The following is a 25,143-nucleotide window of genomic DNA, read 5'->3' on the forward strand; positions in this document are numbered from 1 at the left end:
CGACGCACGCCTCAGCTCGCGGCGCGCAGCAGTCGCGACGCGCGGGCGTAGCGGCGGGACTCGGTCGGGAGGTCGAGGTCGGGCGGGGTCTCGGGGGTACGGAAGCGCTCGCTGTCGGTCACGAGGCGGAAGACGAGGGCGCGGGCGACGTAGCGGAGGAAGCCCGTACCGTTCGCGGTGGTGGTCGCGGTGAGCAGGCCGGGGCCGGCGTCGTACCAGAGCAGGGCGTCGGCGAGGACGATCGCCTCGGCGAAGGCGGGCGGGCGCCAGTAGGGCGAGAAGTCGATGACGGCGGGCGGCAGTCCGGGGGCGAAGAGGACGTTGCCGGCCAGGTCGCCGTGCACGAGCTGCGGCCGGTCGGCGGACGGCGGCGGTCCGGCGAGCGCGGTCAACTCCTCGTAGGACGCCAGCAGTTCGGGCGTCACGTCGGGCGCCTGCTCCTGCCAGGCGACGCGGTCGCCGACCGCCCACGGGTCACCGCGCCCGGCGAGGAAGTCGGGGCGCGGCTCACCGGCCAGCGCGCGGTTGAACGCCCGCCCCGCCGCGAGGATGTCGCCCCAGCGCGGTTCCGCGGGGTGCGGGACGCCGGGCACGTAGCGGCTCGCCGTCCACCCGCCGTGGCACCAGCCGCCGCTCACGGCCCGCAGCGGGCGGGCGACCCGGAAGCCGTCCGCCACGACCGAGGCCATGACGCCCGCGAGCCACTCGGCGTATCCGGTGTCCTCCCCGGCGGGCTTGAGCACACCGTCCCCCACCCGCACGCTCTGCCCCTGCCCGCCCGGCAGCGGCACGGGGTGTCCGGTCAGTCCGAAGGCGGCGGTCACGTCGGGTCCGGGGAGGTTCATGCGGGGACTCCTCGTCGGGGATACGAAGCGGGCGGGCGACGGGTACGCGCCCGGCCCCGGGCGCCCCGCGCGACGGAAGCGGGCCACCGTACGAGACGACCCGCCCAACGGGCCGGGGGCACGTCACGATGCGGTCGGCCCGCGCCGGGCGAGGACCGGGCCACCGCGCAGGACAGCCCGCCCGACCGGCCCGGGACCGGTCCCTACGCAGTACACCCCGCCCGACCGGCCCCGGACCAGGTCCCCCCGCAGTACACCCCGCCCGACCGGCCCCGGACCAGGTCCCCCCGCAGCACACCCCGCCCGACCGGCCCGGAACCGGGCCGCCCGCAGCACACCCCGCCCTACAGCCGGAGGCCGCGCCACGCTACCTACCCGCCCCGCCGCCCGGCCAGCGGATTACCGCCCCGGCCCGCCGCAGGCGACCGCGGCCTTGACAGCGGCAGGCGACCGCTGGCCTTATCTATGGGAGCGCTCCCATACTCCATCGGGCCCCACCGGGCCACCCCCCACACGGAGTTCCCATGCCAAGCAGCAGCAGGACGCACAGACACCATCACCGCAGAGCGGCCCTCGCCTTCGGCGCCGTGCTCGCGATGCTCTCGCTCACCACCGCCGCCGTGCACGCCTCCGGCGCCGCCTCCCCGGACGCGGCCGCGCAGGCGGCCGGGCTGCCCTACCAGGATCCGTCGCTGCCGGTGGCGCAGCGCGTGGACGACCTGCTCGGGCGGATGTCGCTCGACGAGAAGGTCGGGCAGATGACGCAGGTCGACCGCACCGCGCTCGCATCGGCGCCGAACGACCTGGCCACGTACCGCATCGGGTCGGTGCTCTCCGGCGGGGGCTCGGCGCCGAGCCCGAACAACGCCACCTCGTGGGCCGACATGTACGACGGCTTCCAGCGCACCGCGCTCGGCACGCCGCTGGGCATCCCGATGATCTACGGCGTGGACGCCGTGCACGGCGACAACAACGTCTACGGCGCCACGATCTTCCCGCACGACATCGGGCTGGGCGCGACGCGCGACCCCGGGCTCGTGCAGCGGATCGGGCGGGCGACCGCCGAGGAGGTGTCGGGGACGGGCGTGGACTGGGACTTCGCCCCGTGCCTGTGCGTGGCGCGCAACGACCGCTGGGGCCGTACGTACGAGTCCTTCGGCGAGACGCCCGACCTGCCCTCGCAGATGACGTCGGAGATCACCGGCCTCCAGGGCGAGACGCTGGGCGGGCCCGCCTCCGTCCTGGCCACCGCCAAGCACTACATCGGCGACGGCGGTACGGACGGCGGTGTCAACGAGGGCAACGCCACGCTGACGGAGGCGGAGCTGCGGGCGATCCATCTGCCGCCGTTCAAGGCCGCGGTGGACCGCGGGGTCGGCTCGGTCATGGTATCGTACAGCAGTTGGAACGGTGTGAAGGACCACGCCAACCACTACCTGATCACCGACCTGCTCAAGGGTGAACTCGGCTTCTCCGGCTTCGTCGTCTCCGACTGGGCGGGCGTCGACAAGATCGACGGCGCGCAGGGCTTCACGGCCGCCGAGGTCGCGACCGCCGTCAACGCGGGCATCGACATGGTGATGGTGCCGACCGACTACAAGGCATTCGTGGCCGACCTGAAGAGCGACGTCTCCAGCGGCGCCGTGAGCACGGCCCGGATCGACGACGCCAACCGCCGCATTCTCACCAAGAAGTTCGAACTCGGTCTGTTCGAGCACCCGTTGACCGACCGCTCGTACACCTCCACGGTCGGCTCGGCCGACCACCGGGCGCTGGCCCGCACGGCGGTGCGCGAGTCGCAGGTGCTGCTCAAGAACGACGGCGGGGTGCTGCCGCTGGCGAAGTCCGCGAAGGTCTTCGTGGCGGGCAAGTCCGCCGACGACATCGGCAACCAGAGCGGCGGCTGGACGATCAGCTGGCAGGGCGCGAGCGGCGCGACGACGCCGGGCACGACGATCCTGCAGGGCATCAGGTCGGCGGTGAACAACTCCTCGCAGGTGACGTACAGCAAGACCGGCGACGGCATCTCCTCGGCCTACGACGTGGCCGTGGCCGTCATCGGCGAGACCCCGTACGCCGAGGGGCAGGGCGACCGCACCGGGTCGATGGGCCTGGACCAGACCGACCTGGGCGTGCTCGCCAAGCTCAAGGCCAGCGGGGTGCCGGTCGTCACCGTGCTGGTGTCCGGCCGCCCGCTCGACATCGCCGCCCAGCTCCCGGACTGGAAGGCGCTGGTGGCGGCCTGGCTGCCCGGCACCGAGGGCAACGGCGTCTCCGACGTGCTCTTCGGCGACTACGCGCCCACCGGCAAGCTGCCGATGTCGTGGATGCAGAGCGCCTCGCAGGAGCCGATCAACGACGGCGACGGCAAGACCCCGCTCTTCCCGTACGGCTACGGGCTGACGTACGGCACCACGACGCCGCCCACCAGCCCGCCGCCCACCACGCCCCCGCCGACCACTCCTCCGCCGACCACCCCGCCGCCCACGACACCTCCGCCCACCACCCCGCCCGCGGGCAGCGGCTGCACGGCCACCTTCACCCTGACCAACTCCTGGTCCGGCGGTTTCCAGGCGGACGTGAGCGTCACGAACAAGGGCGCCTCCGCGCTCGGCGGTTGGAGCGTGAAGTGGACGCAGTCCGGTGCGACGATCAGCAGCCTGTGGAACGGCACGCTCTCCCAGAGCGGCAGCGCCGTCACGGTGACCAACGCGCCCTACAACGGGGCGGTGGCGCCCGGCGCCTCGGTCTCCTTCGGCTTCACCGCCAACGGGACGGCGCCCGCGCCTCTTCCGGTGCCGACGTGCACGGCGTCCTGATCCGCGCAGCCTGATCCGCACGTCCTGATCCGCGCGGCCTGAACCACCGTACGCGCGAGGTCCGTCCGGCCCGGCTCCCCGTCCGCGGGAGCCGGGCCGCGGCGCGTCCCGGAGGGGGCGGGCGGGCGGACGGCGCCGCTCCGGGTGGCCAGATGTTGCTCCGGGCCGCGGCGGCGGCGATACCGTCAGGAATGCCCCCGCGGGCGAACGGTACGGCGCGACCCGCCGCGCATGTGGTGGCGTCGCCGCCTCCCGCAGACCACCCCTCCCGCCGGGTGCCCGGCGCCGTCCCCCTCCTCCGGCGCCGGGCGCCCGGCACTCTCCCCCGGCAGCGTCGGCCGCAGTTTTCCGGCCGTTGTCCGGGGCGGCCCCGCGCACGTGCGGCGGCGGCCGGGCACTCCCCCGTCAGGGGCCCGGCCGCCGCCCGCTCCGCGGACGCCGGGGTGTTACGCCGCTGCCGCCGCCCCGGCGACCTGTTCGGCGGTCGGCTCGATGCGGGGTGAGACGAGCGAGACGGCGAAGGTGCCGGCCGCGAAGACCGCCCCGACCAGCAGGCCGCGCTGGAAGCCCGCCACCAGCGCGGCGGACTGCGAGGCGCCGGTGGCCAGTTCGTGTGCGGTGCGGGAGTTGGCCAGCGTGGTGACGACGGCGAGCCCGATGGCGCCGCCGACCTGCTGGAAGGCGGTGAAGACGCCGGAGGCCGCGCCCGCGTCGTCGTGCCGCACCTCGGCGACGGCGGCGATCTGCGAGGGCACGGCCACCGCGATGAAGCCGAGGCCGAAGAGCACCGTGCCGGGCATGATCTGGCCCAGGTAGGAACCGGTGGCGTCGGCCCGGGAGAGCAGCAGCAGGCCGCCGACCCCGAACACGCTGCCGGCCGTCTGCACCGGGCGGGTGCCGAACTTGGTGACGAGCTGGCTGGCCACGACGGCGGAGGCGATGGCGGCGCCGCCCATCGGCAGGAACTCCACGCCGGTGCGCAGCGCGCTGTCGCCGCGCACCTGCTGGAGGAAGATCGCGGTCAGGAAGAACATCGACAGGAAGGCCGCGCCGTTGAGCGCGATCGTGCCGCCCGCGGTGCTCAGGCTGCGCGAGCGCAGCAGCCGCAGCGGCACCAGCGGGGCGGCGGTGCGGGTCTCGACGGCGAGGAAGGCGGCGAGCAGCACCGCCCCGCCGGCCAGGCAGCCGATGACCTCGGCCGAGGACCAGCCGAGCGGTTCGGCGCGGACCACGCCGTAGACGACGCCGAGCAGGCCGCCGGTGGCGAGCACCGCGCCCAGCAGGTCGAAGGAGCGGTTGGTGCGCTGCGCCGGGATGGGCCGGACGAACAGCGGGGTGACGGCGACCAGGAGGACGACCAGGGGGACGTTGACGATGAAGACCCAGCGCCAGCTCAGCGCGTCGACGAGGAAGCCGCCCGCGACCACGCCGAGGGTGCCGCCCAGCCCGGCGAGCGCGCCCCACACGCCCATCGCGATGTTGCGTTCCTTGCCGTGCGGGAAGGTCACCGTCAGGATGCCGAGGGCGGCGGGCGAGAGGAGCGCGCCGCCGAGGCCCTGGACGCTGCGGGCGGCGACGAGCAGGCCGGGCGAGCCGGCCAGGCCGCCGGCCAGCGAGGTCACCCCGAACAGGACGAGACCGGCGACGAAGATCCGGCGGGGGCCGAGCAGGTCGGCCGCGCGGCCGCCGAGCAGCAGGAAGCCGCCGAAGACCAGGGTGTAGGCGCTGATGACCCATTGCAGGCCGTCGGGGGAGAAACCGAGATCGGTCTGGATGTGCGGGAGGGCGACGTTCACGATCGTGACGTCGAGCACCACGATGAACTGGGCGAGGGCCAGCACTGCGAGGGTGGCCCAGGGACTGCGTCGCATGGTTGCTACCTCGGATGAGGGATGTTTACACCGTATGCTTACGGCACAACCATACACACAGAGCTTACGCTGTAAACAACGACACTCCGCAGGCCGTGTGTACGCTGTCGACCGAGCGGGGGGAGCTGCGAGTGAAGGGTGCGGATGCGGACATGGCCGCACAGAAGCGTTTGAACCGAGAGGACCTGGTCACCACCGCCCTCGCCGTCGCGGACGCCGAGGGACTCGAAGCGGTCACCATCCGCCGGGTCGCCCAGCAGCACGACGTCACCCCCATGGCGCTCTACCGGCACTTCCCCGACAAGGACGGCCTGCTGCTCGCACTCGCCGACCGGCTGCTGTCCGGCGCGGTGCTGCCCGAGCCGGACGACCGGCCCTGGTACGACCAACTGCGCGACGTGCTGGTCGCCTTCGCCGAGGCGCTGCGCCCGCACCCCAACGCCGCCGTCCTCGCCTTCCGCGGCATGGTCACGACGGAAGCCGGACTGGAGATCACCGACCGGTCGCTCGCCCTCATGGGGCAGGGCGGGATGTCGGTCGAGCACTGCGCGGAGACCGCGAGCCACATACTCGGCTCGCTCGTCGCACTGGCGATCGTCGCCCCCGGACCGCCGCCCGGCGCCGATCCGGACGCGGCCGACGACGCGGTGCGCGCCAAGCGCGCGACGCTGCTCGCGCTCTCCCCGCGCCGCTACCCGCACGTGGTCGCCGCGGCCGAACCGCTGGCCGAATGCGCCGACACCGGGATCTACTTCGACCGCGGCATCGAGATGATCATGAGCGGCATCCGCGACGCCGCCCGCACGGAAGCCGCCGCCGGCCGCTAGCCCGGCACGCGGAGTCCCGTCACCCCGCGACACCGCAGCGCCACCCCGGAGCCGTCCGCCGACCGCCCGTACCCGGGGCGCGTGGGGCGTACGTGACGCGCGGTCACGTACGCGGACCGGACGTATCGGACGGTAAGCCGCACGAGCGGCGGCCGGCACCCAGAATTCACCGGAAAACCCCTTCCCCGGCGAGTCTACGCGCGTATCTTGAGGCCCGACCGTGCGCGCACCGCCCCGTGGTGACGCGCCGTCACCAACGACCGCCCCGCATGAAGGAGATACCCCCCGGTGTCGCACCCCTCTGAGGCCACCGAGACGTCACCACGCCCGGCGGGGCAGCTGCCCGCCGGCCTCCGCAAGCGCTTCCTGCCGATCGGCATAGCGGGCGCCATGGTGCTGGCCGGGGTCGGCGTGCACGCCGCCTTCGCCGCGCCCTCGGCCGACGCGCTGATCTCCGAGGTCTACGGAGGTGGCGGCAACTCCGGCGCCACCTTCACCAACGACTTCATCGAGCTGGCCAACGCCGGCGGCGCGTCCGTCGACCTGAGCGGCTACAGCGTGCAGTACCTGCCCGGCGCGCCCACCGCCAGTTCCAAGTGGCAGGCCACCGCGCTGACCGGCTCGCTGGCCGGCGGCGGCCACCTGCTGGTCCAGGAGGCGGCGGGCACCGGCGGCAGCAGCGCGCTGCCCACCCCGGACGTGACCGGCGCCATCAACATGTCCGGCACCACCGGCACGGTCGCGCTGGTCTCCGGCGCCGACCCGCTGAGCTGCCTGACGGCCGCCGACTGCGCCGCCGACCCGCGGGTCAAGGACCTGGTCGGCTACGGCACCGCGGTCGTCCACGAGGGCAGCGGCGCCGCGGCGGGCGCGAGCAACTCCGCCTCGGTCGCCCGCGGCGCTGGCCTGACCGACACCGACGACAACGCGGCGGACTTCACCGCGGGCGACCCCACCCCGCAGAACTCCGGCGGCACCGGCGGCCCGACGAACCCGCCCACCACGCCCCCGACGACTCCGCCGACCACCCCGCCGCCGACCGGCGTCGAGGCGAAGATCCACGACATCCAGGGCGACACCCGCAACAGCCCGCTGGCCGGCAAGGCGGTGACCGGCGTGACCGGCATCGTCACCGGCGTGCGCGACTACGGCTCCTCGCGCGGCTTCTGGATGCAGGACCCGCAGCCCGACGCCGACCCGCGCACCAGCGAGGGCATCTTCGTCTTCACCAGCTCCAGCCCCACCGTCACGGTCGGCGACGCCGTCACGGTGGCCGGCACGGTCTCCCAGTACTACCCGGGCGGCGCCGACACCGGCGTGCAGGCGGTCACCGAACTCACCAAGCCCACCGTCACCAAGGTCTCCTCCGGCAACGCGCTGCCCGCGCCCGTCGTGCTGGACGACAAGCACGTGCCCGACGCCTTCGTGCCGAGCGCCGGCGGCGGCAGCATCGAGGACCTCCCGCTGCGCCCGGCGGACTACGCGCTCGACCTGTACGCGTCGCTGGAGGGCATGAACGTCCAGATCAAGGACACCCGTGTGGTCGGTGCGACCGACCCGTACTCCGAGCTGTGGGTCACCGTCAAGCCCAAGCAGGACCCGACCAAGCGCGGCGGCACCCTCTACACCGGCTACGACCAGCCCAACTCCGGCCGCCTGATGGTGCAGTCGCTGCTGCCGACGGCGACCTCGCCCTTCCCGGTCGCGAACGTCGGCGACACGCTGCGCGGCACGACGTCGGGCCCACTGGACTACAACCAGTTCGCCGGGACGTACGCGGTCCAGGCGCGCGAGCTGGGCACGGTCAAGAGCGGCGGCATCACGCCCGAGGTCACCGCGAAGGCCGCCGCCGACCAGGCGACCGTGGCCACGTACAACGTGGAGAACCTCGCGCCCGGCAACCCGCAGTCGAAGTTCGACGCGCTCGCCCAGGGCCTGGTGCACAACCTGCGCTCGCCCGACATCGTCGCCCTGGAGGAGATCCAGGACAACAACGGGGCGACGGACGACGGCACGGTGGCCGCCGACCAGACGCTGACCAAGCTCACCGACGCGATCGTGGCGGCGGGCGGCCCGCGCTACCAGTGGCGCGGCATCGACCCGGTCAACGACAAGGACGGCGGGCAGCCCGGCGGCAACATCCGCCAGGTCTTCCTGTTCAACCCGCAGCGCGTCGGCTTCACCGACATCCCCGGCGGCGACTCGACCACCGCGGTCGGCGTCACCGGCACCGGCTCCGCGACCGCGCTGACCGCTTCCCCGGGCCGTATCGCCCCCAACGACCAGGCGTGGAACACCAGCCGCAAGCCGCTGGTGGGCCAGTTCACCTTCCGCGGCAAGAAGCTCTTCGTCATCGCCAACCACTTCGACAGCAAGGGCGGCGACCAGGGCATCGACTCGCGCTTCCAGCCCCCGGTGCGCAGCTCCGAGGTGCAGCGGGTGCGGCAGGCGATCCTGGAGCACGACTTCGTGCAGCAGCTGGAGACCGCCGACAAGAAGGCGGACGTCGTCGTCCTCGGCGACCTGAACGACTACCAGTTCTCGCCCGCCGTGCAGAGCCTGACCGGCAACGGCTCGGTGCTCACCGACCTGGTCAACACCCTCCCGGTCAAGGAGCGCTACTCCTACGTCTACGAGGGCAACTCGCAGGTGCTGGACCACATCCTGGTCTCGCCGAACCTGGACAGCCACGTCGACTACGACGTCGTGCACATCAACTCCGAGTTCGCGAACCAGACCAGCGACCACGACCCGCAGGTCATCCGGCTGCGCCCGTAGTACGGGACGAAGCTGGCACGAGGGGGTGCGCGGGCTCCGGCCCGCGCACCCCCTCCCCCTTTGCGGGCCCAGCGCAATCCGCGCGGACAATTGTCGGCACGCAGGGATCGTCCGCGGCGCGGGCCTCCTCCTCACGGGGTGGACGACCCGCCCAGGAGAGGAACGCGCGCATGCCACCGGTACGCAAGGGGACACCGCCCCGGCCACCGGACCCGCCCCCCGAGCCCCAGGAACCCCGGGAGCCCCGTGACGGGCCGTGGGTCACGGCCGTCCCGCTGGTGCGGGCGGCCCAGACCGGGGACGCCCTGGCGCTGGGCGATCTGCTGGACTTGCTGACCCCGTACGTCACCCGGCTGTGCGCGCCGATCGCGCGGGGGGACGCGCCCGACGCGGTGCAGGAGGCGCTCATCGCCGTCTTCCGCGGCATCGGCAGACTCCACGACCCGCTCGCGCTGTACGGGTGGGTGCGCGTGGTCACGGTCCGCGAGGCGGTACGGGTGGCCCGGCGCGCGGCGCGCGAGACCCCCGTCGAGCACGTCGACGGCCTGCCGCCGACGGCGGGCCCGGAACTCTCCGGCGACGTCCACGACGTCCTGCGCCGGATGACCCCGGAGCACCGGGCGATCCTGGTGCTGCGCGAGCTGGAGGGCCTGGACGAGAAGGCCGCCGGCGAGGTGCTGAACATCTCCCGCGGTACGGTCAGGTCCCGGCTGCACCGGGCCCGCACCAGCTTCCGGAAGGCATGGACCCGATGACCGGCACATGGCCCGCGACGGACCTCGACCCCGTGCGGCGGCTGCGCGTGATGGCGGCGGTCCTGCGCGCCGCGGTGTACGCCGAGGATCACGTGGACGCGCCCTTCGCCGAGGTGTGGTCGATGGCCTCGGACCTGCCGGGCGAACTGCCCCGACTGGTGCCGACGATCCGCGCGTTCCGCATGTCCGACGCCCCGGACGGCGGGGACGGCACGGACACCGCGGGCGCCCCGGACGGCGCCGGCAAGCGGGCCGGGGCCTGGGCGTACGGGCCGCTGGGGCACCGCGCGTACTTCGAGGTGGTGCTGCGGCCCGGCTGGTGCCTGATGCAGAGCCGGGGCGTGGTGGGCGGGATGGCCGCGGTGCCCGAGGGCGACGGCACCCGGTTCGCGGTGCTGGGGGCCGCCCGGCACCGCGCCCTGCTCCCGGTGTCGCTGCTCGCGGCCCGCGGCTTCGGGCCGTACCGCGGGCGGAAGATGATCGAGCGGGCCCGGCGCCGTGTCGAGGCCCGGCGCGGCGCCTGACCGCCCGCGGGCCCGGGTCCGCGGGCGGGCGGCACGGCGTCAGGCGCGGGCGAACAGCTCCAGCGCGGCGCGCACGACCGCGTCGGGCCGCTCCTCGTGGACGAAGTGGCCGCAGTCCGGCACGATCTCGATCCGCAGGTCGTCGGCCCGCTCGCCGGGGTCGGTCTGCACGCTCGGCGGCAGCGCGAAGTCCCGGTCGCCGGACAGGAGGACCGTCGGCGTGGTCAGGCGCAGCCCCCGGTACGTGCCGCGCACCAGCCGTCCGATGTCGCGCACCGCGTACTGCCGGAACATCGCCTCGGCCGCCCGCGCCCGGTCCGGTTCGGCGGCGGAGCGGACGAACTCCTCGGTCGCCGCGGACTCCCGGGCGGCGGGGTCGGCGAGGCCCTTGCGCAGCAGGTAGCGGGTGAAGGCGGGAAGGCGGCGCAGCACGGTGCGGCCGGACAGGGGCAGTTCCAGGGGCGTGGTGTACCAGTAGCGCCAGGCCTGCGGCAGCAGGCGGCGGTGCAGCGGCCAGGGGTGGACGATGTTCAGCGCCAGGAAGTGGCTGAAGCGCTCGGGCGCGGTCAGGCACGCCATGAAGCCCGTCCACGCCCCGAACTCGTGGGCGATCAGCCGGGCCCGCGGCACCCCGAGGGCGTCCATCGCGGCCAGGACGTCGGCGACCCGGGTGGCGGTGTCGTAGCCGCGGGCGGGGGCGTCGGACCAGCCGAAGCCGCGCAGGTCCAGGCACAGCAGCCGGTGGTGGGCGGCGAGCGGCGGGATGATCCGCCGCCAGCCGTACCAGTGCTGCGGGAAGCCGTGCAGCAGGACGACGGGCTCCCCCGCCCCGGCCTCCGCGACGTGCAGGCGCACGCTGCCCGCGGTGACGAAGCGGTGCCGGACGCCGGGCACCTCGGGCAGCCCGCGCAGTTCGGGCACCTCGGGCAGCTCGGGCAGCTCCACCGGATCGGGCAGGTCCGGCCGTGCGGTGCCCGTCGCGGAAACGTCGCTGGTCATGTCGACTCCTCGGTCACGAGGACCACCGTCTCGCCGGTACGGCCCTCTCTCCTGCCCTGTCAGGAGGAGCCGGGCGGCCGGGACGTTCCCGCGGTTCTCCGCGGTTCCGCGGAGGGCTCGCACCGGAACATTGGAAGACGGCAGTGCGAACTTTCCGTGGTTTGCAAGGCGGGTGGCGCACATCACCCCCACAGTGAGCGGTATTTTGTCCGAATTGCACAACTTGTACCGTATGGGTGTTTGCATGCGTGCGGGGCCGCGTGCGAGAGTCGGTTCAACGGCCGATCGACCCGAGCCCGGCCGTTCCACAAGCGCCGTGGACCACACCCCCCTGCTCCGCGGCGGTCATGAAGAGGCCCTTCCAGCTGTCGTTACCCCGACGCGAAGGGCCTCTTCACGTGTGACCGGGGGGATCAGCCGCGGTCCTGCACCCGCAGTTCGAACCAGGTGGTCTTGCCGCGCGGCTGGAGGTCCACACCCCAGCGGTCGGACAGGTGATCGACGAGGAAGAGGCCGCGTCCACTGACGTCCGTCTCGCGCACCGGCAGCAGGCAGGGCAGCGCGCGCGAGGGGTCGCGCACCTCGACCCGGATCCAGCCGCGCCGCCGCCGTAACCGCAGGCCGAAGCTGCGCGCCCCGGTGTGCCGCACCGCGTTGCCGACCAGCTCGGACACCAGCAGCTCGACCGTCTCGCCGTAGGCCGGCAGGGCCCATTTGCGCAGCACGTCCAGTGCCATCCGGCGCGCGGTGGACGCCGACTCGGGCCGCGAGGTCAGATGGACCTCGGCCAGCGAGGGGTCGCCCAGCAGATCCAGCGCGCTCGCCTCCGCACCCTCGGCCCCGGCCGCGAGTACGGGTAAGGGGCCCGCCGCGGGACCGGATTCCACCCGCTGCGGCCGCTCGGATCCACCCCTGCCCGCCATGCCTTCATGATGGCCGCCCGCTTGCCCTCCCGCGTGCCATCCCGGGGAATTGCCCCGGGGGAGGACGGCATTCCACCCGTGTGTTTCGGCATATTCCAGCGGCATGAATTCCCTGGAATCGACCCATTCGACCTGCGGTGTTGCCGAACCCAACCTTCCCGGTGATCGGTGGCGGCACAAAAATTCTTAAGGTTGGCATAAGCCTGTCTTAAGGAAAGGCCGCCACCGGCGGGCTACCGATGTTCGAGTGCCTGTACGAGAGTCGTACAGACCTCAACCGGGTAACGCCTCAGCGGAATTGTGCTTTCCCCGGTCCCTGCTCCACGAAGCTGCGCATCCCGGTCTCCCGGTCCTGGGTCGCGAACAGGCCCGTGAACAGCGCGCGTTCCAGCGCCAGGCCGCTGTCCAGGTCGGTCTCCAGACCCGCGTCCACCGCCTGCTTGGCCGCCCGCAGCGCCAGCGCCGGACCGCGCGCCAGCCGCGCCGCCCACGCGTGCGCGGCCTCGTACACCTCGGCGGCCGGCACCACCTTGTCGACCAGGCCGATCGCGAGCGCCTCGGCCGCGCCCACCATGCGCCCGGTGAAGATCAGGTCCTTGGCACGGGAGGGGCCGACGAGCCGGGCGAGCCGCTGGGTGCCGCCGGCGCCCGGGATGAGGCCCAGCAGGATCTCCGGCTGCCCGAACGTCGCGTCCTGCGCGGCGATCCGCACGTCCGCGCACAGCGCCAGCTCGCAGCCGCCGCCCAGCGCGTAGCCGGTCACCGCGGCCACCACCGGCTTGGGGATGCGGGCGATCGCGGTGAAGGCCTCCTGGAGCGGGCCGGAGCGCAGCGCCATGTCCTCGTAGGACATGTCCTGCATCTCCTTGATGTCGGCGCCCGCCGCGAAGACCTTCTCGCCGCCCCACAGCACCAGCGCCCGTACGTCCGGCCGGGCGGACGCCTCGCGGGCGATCTCCGCGAGGCGGTCCTGCACGGCACTGTCGAGCGCGTTCATGGGCGGCCGGGCGAGCGTCACGGTGCCGACGCCGTCGTCGACTTCGAAGGTCACAGTCATGACGGCGAGACTACGGCGCCCACCCGGCCGGGCGGCATCAGGCCTTCCACTGCTCCCACGGCATGTTCCAGCCGTTCAGGCCGTTGTACCACTGCACGGTCTTGTCCTTGGAGTGCACGACCTCGACGACGTCGCCGATGATCGAGCTGTTGTAGAACCACGCCGCCGGGGTGTCCGGGTCGTGCGCGCCGCGCACGTCGTGCAGGCCGACGCAGCCGTGGCTGGTGTTGCTGTGCCCGAAGACCGAGTTCGCGGCCCAGTAGTTGCCGTGGATGAAGGTGCCCGAGGTGGTGAGCCGCATCGCGTGCGGCACGTCCTTGATGTCGTACTCCCCGCCGAATCCGACGGTGTCGCCGTTCATCCGGGTGGTGACGTACTTCTCGGAGATCACCATCTTGCCGTTGTACGTGGTGTGCTCGGGAGCGCCGGAGGAGATCGGGATCGTCCGGACCACCTTGTTGTCGCGGTAGACGGTCATCGTGTGCTTGGACGCGTCCACGACGCTCACCTGGCGGCGGCCGATCGTGAAGTGCACGGACTTCTGCTGCTTGCCGTAGACCCCGGCGGCGCCCTCGACACCCTTGAGGTCCAGGTTCAGCGTGACCTTGGTACCGGGCTTCCAGTAGTCGGCCGGGCGGATGTAGAGGTCCTGGTTGCCGTACCAGCGCGAGGCGGTCTCGACGGAGGGCGAGGCGGAGACCGACACGCCCTGCTCGACGGCCTTCTTGTGCGTGATCGGGCGGCTGAAGTGGAGGTAGACCTCCATGCCGACGCCGACGGTCGAGCCGTCCTCGGGCGTGAAGTAGCCGACGAAGGTGTCCTTGGGGGTGACCGTGGTGAAGGTCGCGTGCTTGTCGGACTCGCGGCCCGCGGCGTCCTTGGCGGTCGCGTCCACGGTGTACTGCGTCGAGGTGTCCAGATGCCCGGTGGGCGTCCAGCCCAGGCCGTCCGCGCTGATCTCGCCGGGCACCTCGGCGCCCTTGTCGTCCTTGACGACGACGGTGGACAGCTTGCCGCCGCTCGCGGAGACCTTCAGCTCACCGGTGGTGGCGACGTTGTCGGCGCCGTCCTGCGGGGCGATCGTGACGACGGCGGTCGAGGGCGCGGTGTCCGGCGAGGCACCGGCCGCCGCCGAGGACGCGGGCCCGGACGGGCCGGACGCGGAGTCGTCACCGCCCCCGCCGCCCCCGCAGGCGGCCGCGGCGAGCAGCGCCGCCCCCACCATCAGCGCGGATATCGTCCTTCTGACCCCAGGCGCCACGCCTATCGGCTTCACGTCCGTCGCTCCCCTTGCCCGCTTCCCACACCTCGGCCCCGGACCTCCCCGGCTGGCGCAAGAAAACCACACCGCGAGGCTTCTGGGCGGCCCGGGAATGTCACCATTGCGTCCCAGATCGCCGCGGGTCCTGCCAGGTGCGGGCGGCGGGCCCTGCAGGGGTTACTTGCCTGAGGTGCCGGGGCGGGACGGCCGCGGCCTCGGATCGGTGCTGCATCCCATCTTCCGGCAGTCCGGGTTGGCGCAGGACATCGAACTCACTCCTTGCTGTCGTGCAGGCGTATCCGCCGCGCGAACCGGACCCGCACGCGCGTGCGGTTACCGGAGGCGGTCGTGAAGACGGACGCACGGGAGAGCGATTCGGTTCCCGTAGGGGTGAGTTCACAGCATTGCCGCAACAATTCACAGGCTCTTCACCGGAATTGCGCGCGCGGGCATCTGCCACAGGGACATGACCTGCAGCATTGCCTCGCGTACTCAGAGTGCCGAACCGGCCACCCATTGCCGCCAGTCGAGATTCCAGCCGCTCATTCCGTTGTCCGGCGCGACCGTTCCGTCATGGGAATTCACCACCCGGATCGGGTCGCCCACGAGCGAATGGTCGTAGAACCAGCCCGCCGGGGTGTCGGAGCCGCCGCCCTTGGTGTCGAACAGCCCGATGCACCCGTGACTGACGTTGGTGCGGCCGAAGACATCGGGCGCGGACCAGTAGTTGCCGTGCACGAAGGTGCCCGACCGGGTGAGCCGCATCGCGTGCGGGACGTCGGGGATGTCGTACTCGCCGCCGAAGCCGACCGTGCGGCTGTCCATCCGGGTGACCGCGAACTTCTGCGCGATCACCATGACCCCGTTGTACGTGGTGTGCCCCGGCGCCCCGGTGGAGACGTCCAGGCTGCGCACGACCCGGCCGTCCCGCCGCACGGTCATGGTGTGGGTGGCCGCGTCCACCGTGGTGCGCTGGTCGCGGCCGATCGTGAAGTGCACGTCCTTGGACTGCGTGCCGTAGACGCCGGGTGCCGCCGCCACGTCCCGCAGCCGCAGATGCAGCGTGACGTGCGAGCCCGGCGCCCAGTACCCGGCGGGGCGCAGGTCGAGGCGCTGGTCGCCGAACCAGTGGCCGACGACCCGCACGGCGGGCTGCGCGGTGACGGTCACCGCGCGCTCGACCGCGGCCCGGTCGGCGACCGGGCGGCTGAACGTCAGCGAGACGATCATGGCGTCGCCGACCGTGCTGCCCTCCTCCGGGCTGAAGAAGCCGATCACGGTGTGCTGCGGCACCAGCGTGGTGAAGTCGGTGTGCTTGGCGGCCTCCCGGCCCTGCCCGTCCTGCGCGAGCGCGTCGACGGTGTACTGCGTGGCCAGCGCGAGCGTGCCGTCCGGGCGCCAGCCGCGCCGGTCCGCCGCGAGCCGCCCCGGCACCGGCGTGCCGTCCGCCGCCCGCACCGTGACCTCGGTGAGCCTGCCGTGCGCGACGCGCACCGCCAGCGCGCCCCGCGCGGCGACGTCCCTGGCACCGTCCCCGGGCTCGACGCTGATGACCGCCCGCGACACGGGCGCCCCGGCACCGTCCGCCCCGCCGCCCTTCCCGTCCGGACCGCCGCCCCCACCCACCGCGCACCCCGCGGCGAGCACCGCACCCAGTAGCACCCCCGCACCCGCGCGCACCGCGCGCCGCACCGCTTCTCTCACGCACCGTCAACGACGCACCGCCGTCCGGGAAACGCACCGCCCGGGGCGGTGGCCGACCAGGTGGTGAGACCGGGCCCCGCGAGGGGAAGGAACAGGGCAGGGACACGGCAGGCCACCGGGCACGGGACGCCCGGCGCGGCCACCGCCGTGCCCGAGCCGCGGGAGGACGTACGTGTCGGAGACACGCGAATCCGGGGTGCCCGGTTGGGCGCCCGGCCTCCCGCTGCCCGCACCCCGTGGCAGTGGGCCGGCCGCCCCCGCCGCCGCGACTCCGGCGGCCGAGGTGTGGCCCGGATCGCCCGAGCCGCTGGGCGCCCGCTTCCACACCGGGCCCGACGGGCGGCAGGGCACCAACTTCGCCCTGTGGGCGGGCGGCGCGGAATCCGTCGAGGTGTGCCTGTTCGCCGCCGACGGCACCGAGACCCGCGTCCCGCTGGCCGAGCTGACGCACGAGGTGTGGCACGGCTTCGTGCCCGGCGTGCTCCCCGGGCAGCGCTACGGCTTCCGCGTCGGCGGCCGCTGGGACCCGTGGACGGGGGCCCGCTGGAATCCGGCGAAGCTGCTGCTCGACCCGTACGCCCGCGCGGTGGACGGCGGCTTCCGCCTCGTCCCCGAGGTGTACGGGCACGTACGCGACTGGCCCGAGCCGGGCGCCGCCGACACCGTGCGCGACGACCGCGACTCGGCGCCCTTCGTGCCCAAGGGCGTGGTGGTGGACGACTGGGCGCAGGCCGACTCCTCGGAGGACGACCACCGCCCCAAGACCCCGTGGTCGGACACCGTCATCTACGAGCTGCACGTCCGCGGCTTCACCCGCCGCCACCCCGGGGTGCCGCCCGAACTGCGCGGCACCTACGCCGGGCTGGCGCACCCCGCGGCCCTCGCGCACCTCACCTCGCTGGGCGTGACGGCCGTCGAGCTGCTGCCCGTCCACCAGTTCGCGCACGAGGAGCACCTGGAGGGCCGCGGCCTCTCCAACTACTGGGGCTACAACTCGATCGGCTACTTCGCCCCGCACGCCGCCTACAGCGCCGGCGGCTCGGGCGGCGCGCAGGTCGGGGAGTTCAAGGCGATGGTGCGGGCGCTGCACGCCGCCGGGATCGAGGTCATCCTCGACGTCGTCTACAACCACACCGCCGAGGGCGGCCAGGGCGGCCCGACGCTGTCCCTGCGCGGCATCGACAACCGCGGCTACTACCGGCTCGGCCCCGACCCGCGCGGCTACGCCGACTACACCGGCTGCGGCAACACCCTCGCCGTGATGCAGCCGCACGTGCTGCGCCTGATCACCGACTCGCTGCGCTACTGGGTGACGGAGATGGGCGTCGACGGCTTCCGCTTCGACCTGGCGGCGGCGCTGGCCCGCTCCATGCACGACGTCGACATGCTCTCCCCGTTCCTCGCCGTCATCGCCCAGGACCCGGTGCTGCGCCGGGTCAAACTCATCGCCGAGCCCTGGGACGTCGGCTCGGGCGGCTACCAGGTCGGCGCCTTCCCGCCGCTGTGGACGGAGTGGAACGACCGCTACCGCGACACCGTCCGGGACTTCTGGCGCGGCGCGACCGCCGACGTACGCGACCTCGGCTACCGGCTGTCCGGCTCCAGCGACCTCTACGACTGGGGCGGCCGCCGCCCGTACGCCTCCGTCAACTTCGTGACCGCGCACGACGGTTTCACGCTGCGCGACCTCGTCAGCTACCAGGACAAGCACAACGAGGCCAACGGCGAGGACGGCCGGGACGGCTCCCCCGACAACCGCTCCTGGAACTGCGGCGCCGAGGGCCCGACCGGCGACCCGGACGTGCTCGCGCTGCGGCGGCGGCAGATACGCAACCTGCTCGCCACGCTGCTGCTGTCCACCGGCGTGCCGATGCTGGTCGCGGGCGACGAGATGGGCCGCACGCAGGGCGGCAACAACAACGCCTACTGCCAGGACAACGAGACCAGCTGGGTCGACTGGTCGCTGCTCGACGACCCCGGCTGGGCCGCGCTGCGCGACTTCGCCGCCCGGCTGATCGCGCTGCGCCGCGCCCACCCGGTGCTGCGCAGCGGCGGCTTCTTCTCCGGCCTGGCACAGGCCCCCGAAGGGCTGCGGGACGTCGCGTGGTTCGGCGCGCACGGCGGCGAACTCACCGACGAGGAGTGGTTCGCGCACTCCGCCACCCTCGGGATGTACCTGTCCGGCGCGGACATCCCGCACCGCGACCCGCGCGGTGCCCCCGTCCGGGACGACAGCTTCCTGCTCGTCGTCCACGCCGGGCACCTCGCCTGCTCCTTCACCCTCCCCGGCCCGCCCTGGGCCACCACCTACGACCTCCTCCTCGACACCGCCCTGGAAGCGCAGTCCGCCCCGCCCGCCGCCCCGCCGACCCCGGCGGGCACCGCCGTGGGCATCGGCCCGCGCTCGGTACGGCTGTACCGCGCGGTGCGGACGCGGGGATGAGCGCGCGGGCCGCCGGAGGTGGGGTGTTTGTCCGTGCTCGCCGGGCCGCTCTGCCATAATGCCGCTCTGCCGGCGGCGAGTTGGGGGCGCAGGGGGTACGCGGCCGGTTTCCGAGACGGGAGGGCCGCTACGCCGTGGGCGCGTTACGTGCACTGCTGATCGCCGTACCGAGCGACCTGGGCTTCACCGCCGGGGACGCCGCACGCGTCAAGGACGCGCTCCTCGCCTCCGGTTGCGCCGACGACGACCTGACCGTGCTGGACACCCCCGAACGGACCAGCCGCACCCGCCTGTACGCGGCCCTGCGCACCTTCCTGGCCGGCCTGCGGGACGAGGACGCCGCCCTCGTCTACTTCTCCGGCCACGGCGTACGCGTCGACGACGTCGACCACCTCGTCCCCCACGGCTACGACCCCGCCGCGGGCCCCGCAGAACTCGTCGCGGTGCGGCCCGACGAACTGCTCGGCGGCCTCACCTCGCAGGCGACCGTGCTGGTGTGCCTCGACGCGTGCCGCGACGCGCTCACGCCCGACCCCGGCCAGGTCACCAGACCGGACTTCACGGGCCTGCGGGAGAACGTCGTCCTGCTCTACGGCTGCCCGCCCGGACGCCAGGCCATGGGCAACGCCTCGGGCAGCTTCATGGGCCGCGCCCTCGCCGAAGCGCTCGGTCCGGGCACCCCGCCCCGCACGGTCGGCGAGGTCATCGCCGCCGTCCGGCGGCGGACCCGCGAGATCGCCGCGGACAACGGCCAGTCGGCCCGTCTCGACGCGTGGTGGCTGCACGGCAGGACCGGCGCCCCGGCCGCCGTGCACGCCGACCGCGTCATCTGCGCCTCGGGCCCGGGACGCGGCCTGTGGGCCGAGGCCGTGCGCGGCTCCGCGCTGTGGGACCGCGTAGCCCCCGGCACCGTCGGCACCGGCCCGCTCGCCGACGGCCTCGGCCGCATCGTCGAGAAGGTCGCCGCGATCCGCCGCGACGCCGCCCACCCCGCCAAGGCGGGCCCCGACCCCTGGGACGACCCGCACCACCCCGCCCGCGTCCTGTGCCAGCTCGACCGCCTCGTCCCGCCCGCCGCGGAGGGCGGCCGCCTCAGCGCGCTGGAGGCGGTGACACTGCTGGCCACCCCCTTCGTCCGCGAGGCCGCGGTGGCGTGCGGCCGCCGCGCCCTGGCCCGGCTGCACCCGCCGCAGGGCCCGCGGGGCGGGCAGGACGAGGACTCCGGCCCGGATTCCGGCACCCGCTCCGGCTCCGACTCCGGCTCCCCCGACGTGGCACGGCGGCACCTCGCCGACGACATGGCCGACGTACGGCGGGCCTTCGGCCAGATCGAGGCGAAGCGGCTGCGTCTGCTGGCGGCGGGGGACGCGGCGGACACCGCGGGGAACGTGGCCGCCGCTGCCGAGGCCCGGGACGCCGCCGTCGCCGCCGAGAGCTGGCTGCGGCACCGGCTGCTCGCCGGATGGGACCAGCTCTGGGACCAGCTCGCCGAACACCTGCGGGCGCCCGGCACCGGCGGGCCCGTCCTCGGGGAGCTGGACAGCCTGACGGCCGTCATGGAGCTGCTCACCGACACCGCCGCGAAGGCCGCGGGACTCGGCGCGAACCCCCCGGCCCACAGCCGCGACCGGCTGCGGGCCGCGCTCTTCCAGGTCGTCGCCCAGATGCGCACCCGCCCCGGCCCCGACGCGCCGAACGACGAGCTGTGGCAGACCGGGCTCGCCGCCCAGCTCGGCATCTACGCGCAGCCCGCCTTCTGGCGCCCCGCGCGGCTCGCCGAACTGCTCTACGTGGCCGAACTCCTGGCCGTGGACCCGCGGTTGCTCGACGGCATCGTGGTCGACCACCTCGGCGTACCGCACCACCGCGTGACGGCGGCCGACGTCGTCGCCCAGGTCGTCGCGTGCGACGTCCACCCCGTCGACGCCGGGCACTCCGCCGACTGGACACTGTCCGCCGCGTGCCACAGCGCCGCCCTGCACGTCGCGCTGGAACGCCAGGCGGACAGCGCGAGTTCGGCCGCCCGCAACATCGCCAAGGCCCAGCCGAGCGAGATCCTGCTCTCCGCGCTCCCCCGCCACATCAACACCGACGCGCTCGAACCGGTGAACCCCGGCTCCTACGAGGCCCCGCCGCCCCGCTTCCAGCTCGCCGAGGACGGCGTCAAGCCCCTCATCATGGGCACCCAGCTCTACGGCGACCGCCTGCTGGCCATCCGCGAGCTGTACCAGAACGCGCTGGACGCCTGCCGCCGCCGCCAGGCCCGCCAGCAGTACGCCGCCCGCACCGGCGACGGCACCCGCCGCCCCGCCGAACTCGCCTCGTACACCGTCACGTTCGCCCTCGCCCGGGACCCGGCCGACGGCCGCCTCTACGTCGAGTGCCAGGACGAGGGCATCGGCATGACGGCCGAGGAACTGCGCGACCTGTTCGCCCGCGCCGGCCGCCGCAACGAGCAGTCCCCCGCACGGGTACGGGAGTTGCGGCGCTGGCGCCGGGTCGGCATCGTGCCCGAGCTGAACAGCCGCTTCGGCATCGGGGTGTTCAGCTACTTCATGCTCGCGGAGGAGATCCGGGTGACGACCCGCCCGGCGGCCAGAAGCGGCTTCGGCGCGGGCCCCTCCGGCCACCGCGTGGACGTGGTGGCCGACTCGGGCCTGATGCACATCACGCCGTGCGACGACATCGACGCGGGCACCACCGTACGGCTCTACCTGCGGCCGGAGTTCGCGGACGACCCGCCCTCGGTCGGCGGATTCCTGCGCGAGCACGTCTGGTACAGCCCCGTGGCCCTCCTCGTCACGGAGGAGACGACGCCCGGCTCGCCGGTGTCGGTGCCCCTGCCCGCAGGGGAACTCCTGGGCGCGATGCCGCCCTTGGTGACGCGGCAGGATCCGGACCGGGACATCTGGTGGACGCAGGACCGCGGTCTGCTTCTCGTCGACGGCATCGCCGTGTCCGGCGCCCGGACACCGTTCGGCTACATCGTCAACCTGCGCCACCGGCACCGCCCCGTCCTCAGCGCCAGCCGCAACCAGCTCAACGCCTTCGACGAGGACATGGTCATGCGGGAACTCGTCTCGGCCGCCGACGACCTGACCCGGACCGACGCGCTGCCCCTGGGCTGGCTGTGGGAGTTGGTCGACGACAACCCCGCACTCGGTGTCCGTGTGGTCGACCGCCTGCTCGCGGCGGACACGACGGTGAGCATCTCAGACCCGAACCGGAATCCTGAGGGAACCGCCGTCCGGCTGTGGCGCCTCGGGGACGTCGGCTGCATCCCGCTCGACACCGACTCGTCCGGGCGTTGGATCTCCAGGTCGTCCACGACTGCCGGCTTCTTCCACCGCTGGCGGTCGGGAATCGTGACGGACGATGCCCCCTGGGACCCGAACGGCACCTCCGGGGACTGGGTCCCCAGCGGGTTCCCCCGTCCTCGCGCCCTCGACGCGGTGCTGTTCCGCGAGCCGGGCGGCCACCACGACTGGGACGCGGGCGCGGCTGCGCTGCAGGCCGCCCTCGACACCGGAGCCGATCTGCGGACCCTGCTGCGCGCGCTGCGCCGTTACGCGGTCACAGGCGTCGTCGTTCCGGCGCCCGAGGACCTGAGCGCACTGCGTGACGTGCCGTGCACGAGTGAGACGAAGAGTCTCCACGAGGCCGTCGCCTCGCTCGACTCAGCCCCGGAGCCGGCTGCTCCCGTACTGTTCGCAGGCCGCACCCGGCGCACTCTCGGCCACGTGGCGGACCTGACCCGTCTGCTCAGGATCCTGGACCCCCGCATCCCGGAGCCCCCGGACATCGGCGATCTCACCCACCATGTCCCGACACCGGCCGAGACGCGGATCCTGGGCGGAGTGCGCGACGCCCCCGCGCTTCCCCTCGTGGTGACCCCGGCGGTCGCCGCGTTCTTCGCGAACAGGCTGGGCTACCCGGTCGCGCAGGTCATCGAGACAGCGCGCCGCTACCGGCCCTTCGGCTACCAGGTGACCGGCGAGGGCCATGAGCAGGCACTGCTGCAGTCCGAGGACGCGCGCACTCTCTACTCGGCGCGCATGCCGACGCCGATACCCAGGACTCTCCCCGTCGTCCCCGTCACGCTCCACCGGCTACTGCTGATCGCAACGGTGAACAGCGACGTACCGGTCGCCGAGACGCTCGCCAGGGTCCGCGAGGCCGCGTCGCGGACCGGCCTGCACGTCGATGTCGACGACAGGCGAGTGGAGTCCGTGCTCGCGGTCACACCGGGGCAGTGGTGGCAGGCGCTCCTCCTCCAAGGGGATCCCCTCCCCCGTGCCTACAGCGTGCTGGCGGTGCTGCGGGCGCTGTCGTCGGCGAGCCCGTACGACGCACCGTACGAATCACCGGCGGACGAAGTGCGCCGGACCGCGGCCCTCGCAGCAGCCGGCATCGTCGACCCGAACGCCACTGCGGCTGTCCGCCGCTGGCTCGCGCTGCCGCCGGACCAGCGCCCCGCGAAACTGCTGCTGAACTACTGGCACCTGTCCGACCGGCGGGGGAACTCGTCGAACTTCTCCCTCGACTTCGACCCCTGCTCGAACACGCTGGGCGGGGCCTATCTCATCACCCTGGCCGCGCACAGCCACACCGACCTGGGGGCAGCCGCCGACGAAGTACGGGACGAGGCCGCGTCCTTCGGGATCGGGATCCTCGAGGTGCCCGCGGAGTGCCGTGCGCTGCGCCCGGACCTCGCCGTGCACCAGGCGCTGTGCGACGAGAACACAGCCGACTGGAAGCACGGGATCAGCCTGCGGGACGTACTCCGTCACGCGGACGCCCGCAATCTCGAACTCCCCGCGGCCGCCGAGGAGCTGCGCGCGTACGAGCCGTTCGGTGCCCCTGCGGTCCCGCGTCATGACCCCTCGGCCTGGACCCCGGACCCGGCCGTCGAGGAACTGTTCGACTACGCCCCGCTGGACGAAAGCCTCCTGACCCCGCTCGCCCTCGTCGTCACCGCCGTCCGCCTCGACCGCGGTCTGGCCTCCACCTACCGCGCCCTGACGCCCTACGGCCCCTACGGGCTGGACATGAGCGCCTGCCCCGAACCGGCCGACGACGCGCACGCGCCGGACTGGCGGGACGTCGTCCTGCTCTCCCGCAAGCTCACCGGCACGGAGCCCGCGCTCGGCGGCGAGGTCACCGTGGGGCACATCGAACTCGCCGCCGAGGAGACGGAGTTGACGACCGTCGAGGTACGGGAGCGGCTCGCGTACTTCGCACCGCTCTTCGGGCTGACCCTCCCGGCGGAGTCCGCCGGGGACGCCGAATCCGCACCCGCCCCGGAGGTGAGCGCGCATGCCGGACCATGAGGACACCGACTTCCGCGAGCAGGAGGTGGCGCCGCCCGGCGATCTCGCCTGGCACACCGACGCCGCCGGGATCCTGGTGGCCACCGGCACCTGCCCGGTCTGCCACAGTGCGACGGCTTTCCCGCTGCCCACCGTCGTGCCCGGCACGGTGGCGAAGGGGCTGCCCTGGCCGCGGGCGCAGCAGCAGGCGCCCGCGGAGCGGACGATGGACTGCGGCTGCCCGCGTACGCATCCGCGGAACACCGACGAGTTCCCCGGCTGCGGGGCCTGGTGGACGGTCCGCGTGCCGTCCCCGTCCCCGTCCCCGGGGACGCCCTGATGCCGACGACGAACCGGGCCGCGCGGCTGCGGGCGCAGGCCCGGGTGCAGGACATGCTGCAGTCGCAGCTGGAGGTCGCCCGCGCGCAGGCCGAGGGGTGGCGCAACTTCCTCGCCACCGCCACCGCGCTGCTCGCGGCGGTGCTGGTGCTCAAGGGCCGGGAGAACGTCGCCGAGCTGCCGCCGGACTTCCGGTACGCGGTCGTGGCCTGTACGGCGTGCGGTCTGCTCGCGCTGCTGGCGTCCGCGTTCGCGGTGGCGTCGGCCGCGCACGGCAGGCCCGGGCAGGCACTGGTCCACGCGGACGGTTCGGCGCTGCTGCGCTGGGAGTCGGCGGAGGTGCGGCGGATCGGGCGGCTGGTCGCCCTGGCCCGGGGGCTCGCGGTCGTGGGGGTCCTGGCGACGGCGGCCGCGGTGATGCTGACGTGGACCGCGCCGGCGGCGGACGCGGCGTCCGGCCTGGTCAGCGTCCACACGCGGGACGGCGCGGTGTGCGGCGAACTGGTCGCTGCGGACCGGACCGGTGTGACGGTACGGGTCGCGGCGCGCGAGCCGGGCGGCAAGGACACGCTGCGCAGGCTGGCATGGGGCACGCAGGCCCTGAGCGCGTCCCCGGCGGACACCTGCTGAGCCCCGGCGGCAAGCCGCCGCGCGCCGGTCGTGCCGCTCACCCGTCGTCCCGGACCGCG

At 73.7% G+C, this 25,143-nt stretch carries 16 protein-coding genes; 9 read left to right on the plus strand and 7 right to left on the minus strand.

Features of this window, described 5'->3' with window-relative positions; translation table 11 throughout:
* Nucleotides 1–11: 11 nt before the first annotated feature.
* Nucleotides 12–845, minus strand: a complete 834-nt coding sequence (locus tag ACH4PY_RS23650; RefSeq protein WP_398186234.1) for a phosphotransferase — start codon at nt 843–845, stop codon at nt 12–14.
* A gap of 524 nt (nt 846–1,369) precedes the next feature.
* Here ACH4PY_RS23650 and ACH4PY_RS23655 point away from each other — a divergent pair.
* Entirely contained in the window at nt 1,370–3,664 is a 2,295-nt protein-coding gene (locus tag ACH4PY_RS23655) for a glycoside hydrolase family 3 N-terminal domain-containing protein (protein ID WP_398186237.1), read from the plus strand.
* Nucleotides 3,665–4,110: 446 nt separating this feature from the next.
* Here ACH4PY_RS23655 and ACH4PY_RS23660 read toward each other — a convergent pair whose 3' ends face one another.
* Nucleotides 4,111–5,535: an MFS transporter gene (locus ACH4PY_RS23660; protein ID WP_398186240.1), complete on the minus strand. Its 1,425-nt coding sequence runs from the start codon at nt 5,533–5,535 to the stop codon at nt 4,111–4,113.
* Between the two features lie 152 nt (nt 5,536–5,687).
* Here ACH4PY_RS23660 and ACH4PY_RS23665 point away from each other — a divergent pair, with 152 nt between their 5' ends.
* From ACH4PY_RS23665 to ACH4PY_RS23680, 4 genes are all read left to right on the plus strand, one after another.
* The gene (locus ACH4PY_RS23665) at nt 5,688–6,362 is read left to right on the plus strand and encodes a TetR/AcrR family transcriptional regulator (RefSeq protein ID WP_398186243.1); all 675 of its coding nucleotides are present in this window, start codon (nt 5,688–5,690) and stop codon (nt 6,360–6,362) included.
* A 390-nt stretch (nt 6,363–6,752) separates the two neighbouring features.
* A complete protein-coding gene (locus tag ACH4PY_RS23670) occupies nt 6,753–9,140 on the plus strand; it encodes an endonuclease/exonuclease/phosphatase family protein (protein ID WP_398186497.1) in 2,388 nt (795 codons plus the stop codon).
* A 170-nt stretch (nt 9,141–9,310) separates the two neighbouring features.
* Nucleotides 9,311–9,895: an RNA polymerase sigma factor gene (locus tag ACH4PY_RS23675; protein WP_398186246.1), complete on the plus strand. Its 585-nt coding sequence runs from the start codon at nt 9,311–9,313 to the stop codon at nt 9,893–9,895.
* A complete protein-coding gene (locus tag ACH4PY_RS23680; RefSeq protein WP_398186249.1) occupies nt 9,892–10,419 on the plus strand; it encodes a hypothetical protein in 528 nt (175 codons plus the stop codon). Before ACH4PY_RS23675 ends, ACH4PY_RS23680 begins: the two co-directional genes overlap by 4 nt.
* 39 nt (nt 10,420–10,458) lie before the next feature.
* On the opposite strand, the gene ACH4PY_RS23685 is transcribed toward ACH4PY_RS23680, so the two are convergent.
* The 5 genes from ACH4PY_RS23685 to ACH4PY_RS23705 all read right to left on the minus strand — a co-directional run bounded on the left by ACH4PY_RS23685 (nt 10,459) and on the right by ACH4PY_RS23705 (nt 16,363).
* A complete protein-coding gene (locus tag ACH4PY_RS23685; RefSeq protein WP_398186251.1) occupies nt 10,459–11,418 on the minus strand; it encodes an alpha/beta fold hydrolase in 960 nt (319 codons plus the stop codon).
* A 413-nt stretch (nt 11,419–11,831) separates the two neighbouring features.
* Nucleotides 11,832–12,341, minus strand: a complete 510-nt coding sequence (locus tag ACH4PY_RS23690) for an ATP-binding protein (protein WP_398186254.1) — start codon at nt 12,339–12,341, stop codon at nt 11,832–11,834.
* Nucleotides 12,342–12,630: 289 nt separating this feature from the next.
* Nucleotides 12,631–13,398 (minus strand): enoyl-CoA hydratase/isomerase family protein, encoded by a 768-nt coding sequence (locus tag ACH4PY_RS23695; protein ID WP_398186257.1) that lies wholly within the window; start codon nt 13,396–13,398, stop codon nt 12,631–12,633.
* A 37-nt stretch (nt 13,399–13,435) separates the two neighbouring features.
* Nucleotides 13,436–14,623 (minus strand): Ig-like domain-containing protein, encoded by a 1,188-nt coding sequence (locus ACH4PY_RS23700; RefSeq protein ID WP_398186500.1) that lies wholly within the window; start codon nt 14,621–14,623, stop codon nt 13,436–13,438.
* A gap of 528 nt (nt 14,624–15,151) precedes the next feature.
* On the minus strand, nt 15,152–16,363 hold the full coding sequence (locus ACH4PY_RS23705) for an Ig-like domain-containing protein (RefSeq protein WP_398186259.1): 1,212 nt from the start codon (nt 16,361–16,363) through the stop codon (nt 15,152–15,154).
* Between the two features lie 172 nt (nt 16,364–16,535).
* On the opposite strand from ACH4PY_RS23705, the gene glgX reads away from it, so the two are divergent.
* The 4 genes from glgX (at nt 16,536) to ACH4PY_RS23725 (ending at nt 25,084) form a co-directional block, all read left to right on the plus strand.
* The gene (gene glgX, locus ACH4PY_RS23710) at nt 16,536–18,806 is read left to right on the plus strand and encodes a glycogen debranching protein GlgX (protein WP_398186262.1); all 2,271 of its coding nucleotides are present in this window, start codon (nt 16,536–16,538) and stop codon (nt 18,804–18,806) included.
* A gap of 134 nt (nt 18,807–18,940) precedes the next feature.
* Nucleotides 18,941–24,136, plus strand: a complete 5,196-nt coding sequence (locus tag ACH4PY_RS23715; RefSeq protein WP_398186265.1) for a caspase family protein — start codon at nt 18,941–18,943, stop codon at nt 24,134–24,136.
* A complete protein-coding gene (locus ACH4PY_RS23720) occupies nt 24,123–24,455 on the plus strand; it encodes a hypothetical protein (RefSeq protein WP_398186268.1) in 333 nt (110 codons plus the stop codon). The genes ACH4PY_RS23715 and ACH4PY_RS23720 overlap by 14 nt, the downstream gene beginning before the upstream one ends.
* Nucleotides 24,455–25,084 carry a hypothetical protein gene (locus ACH4PY_RS23725; protein ID WP_398186270.1) on the plus strand — a complete coding sequence of 210 codons (630 nt, stop codon included), beginning with the start codon at nt 24,455–24,457 and terminating at the stop codon, nt 25,082–25,084. Before ACH4PY_RS23720 ends, ACH4PY_RS23725 begins: the two co-directional genes overlap by 1 nt.
* Nucleotides 25,085–25,143: the final 59 nt, after the last annotated feature.

Origin of the sequence: Streptomyces sp. NPDC021224, assembly GCF_044332905.1 — a bacterium.
GTDB lineage: Bacteria > Actinomycetota > Actinomycetes > Streptomycetales > Streptomycetaceae > Actinacidiphila.